Annotated in this window: 3 protein-coding genes and 1 pseudogene; 3 read left to right on the top strand and 1 reads right to left on the bottom strand. The window is 35.4% G+C overall.

Annotated features, from left to right (window positions below):
- Window positions 1–212: pseudogene (locus K737_RS10870) on the top strand (hypothetical protein); the annotation flags it as partial.
- Window positions 213–297: 85 nt separating this feature from the next.
- Here K737_RS10870 and K737_RS10210 read toward each other — a convergent pair.
- Complete coding sequence (locus K737_RS10210; RefSeq protein ID WP_162471405.1) at window positions 298–459, bottom strand: hypothetical protein; 162 nt, start codon at window positions 457–459, stop codon at window positions 298–300.
- Between the two features lie 23 nt (window positions 460–482).
- Here K737_RS10210 and K737_RS00930 point away from each other — a divergent pair, with 23 nt between their 5' ends.
- Entirely contained in the window at window positions 483–743 is a 261-nt protein-coding gene (locus K737_RS00930) for a transposase (protein ID WP_023492477.1), read from the top strand.
- An 86-nt stretch (window positions 744–829) separates the two neighbouring features.
- Window positions 830–1,336, top strand: coding sequence for a hypothetical protein (locus K737_RS00925; protein WP_006292238.1), 507 nt, complete (start codon window positions 830–832; stop codon window positions 1,334–1,336).
- The last annotated feature ends 261 nt before the right edge of the window (window positions 1,337–1,597 follow it).

Here is a 1,597-nt window from a genome sequence, read left to right as displayed (position 1 = left end):
CCATATATCAATACATCATTATAAAATTAAAACTTTATACTCATAATATCTATCTCTACCACTTTCAACACTTATGCCCCACCATGGCAACGACACGCATGAACCTGATGGGAGTGACGCACATGCGCCTTACGGTAGTGTCCTTAAAAACCTTGAAGACGTTTGATCAGCTGAAAGACGCTTATCCCCAAAAGAGCCTAAAATTCACCTGATCTTGGATCAAGAACCTTATAATACAAGCTCTGACCTCCAAAACGCAGCGAAAGAAAGTGGGATTGAAGTGCATTACCCCCCCTCTTATAAGCCCAAACCTGAACCCCATCGAAGAATGAACATGTGCGCAATAATCGATTTTTCGCCTCTGCCAAAAAGTTTTGCGAGAGTATGCTGCAATTTTTTCGACCAAACCTGGGACAACATCTCATGGATCTTGTCGACCGCGCCAATGACAACTTTCAACGCATTAGTCCAACACTTTCAGTTTGATTGGGGATACATCTTTGGTGCAGCAGATTTTATTACCAAACCTTCCAAAAGAAAGCGGTAGTCTTATGGATAATACCACTTTCCATAAAGTGAAAGCTATGCAAAAGATGCTAGAAGATGCGGAGCATAGTTTGCTTTATTTGCCTCATTATTCTCCAGATCTCAATCCTATTGAGAAAAAGTGGGCCCAACCCAAACATATAAGAAGAACATTAACTTGTTCAATAGATCTCTTATTTCAATTCTTTCTCTCGTAATTTTTTTATACTGATTTAGATATACAAAGTAAAAAATTATATTTTTTATAATAAAATGAACTTATATAAAAAAACAAAAAACAAAAATGCTAATAAAACATTTTACTTTAATATTTATATTCATAGCAGGCAACTGCTTTGCTGGTGAAGAAGGCTCCTCAACTGTTTCAGTAACAGGAAATGCTTCCTCTCAACAGAAAAGCAACGCAAACATGACAGTGATGAGCACGCCTACCCCCCAACGAACCACTACCGTAAAAAAAAATTCAGATGAAGAAAACCTTCTAGAAGGTTTGGAGGAATATGTGCCTTTAAACACGAACACCAGTAAAAAAATACTTACAGAACAAGAATGCAATGAAAAATCCATAGCCTTGAACGATAAAATATTAGACTTCAAAAAGAAAGAACAATTACTTCGTGAAAAAACCTCCTCAGCTAAGCTAGAACAAATGAACCTTCTGCAAGAAATAAACGCAGATAAAGCCAACATAAAAAGTTTTAAAAAACTGGCAAAAGAGTATGGAGAATATAAAAAAATGCTAGAAGGAAAAGGAATCTTTTTAGAAGAAAACAACTTGACAAAGAAATAAAAAGTTCATACAAATATTAACGTTATAGTGCCCCCACTGCCCAAATACCCCCACAATTAACTAAAACTCTCTCTAAAATTCCCCCCAAAAATAAATAAGATAAATAACTTATTGTGGGGGTGTTTTATATACTCATGCTGAATGAAATAGTTTAAAAGTTTAATTTTATGTGTTAATAATTTTTTTTATGCAAAGATTTCTGACAGAAGAAGATCGTGTTGCGTTAAGAACACAGCATCGGCAAGAAAAGAACCGACGCTT

Source organism: Holospora undulata HU1 (assembly GCF_000388175.3).
Lineage (GTDB): Bacteria > Pseudomonadota > Alphaproteobacteria > Holosporales > Holosporaceae > Holospora > Holospora undulata_A.
The sequence above is the reverse complement of the archived record's forward strand: the minus strand, read 5'-3'. Positions and strand labels throughout refer to the sequence as shown.

Bases quoted from the DNA above. Each gene is read 5' to 3' on its own strand.
- K737_RS00925 (WP_006292238.1), top strand. From the start codon at position 830: ATGCTAATAAAACATTTTACTTTAATATTTATATTCATAGCAGGCAAC.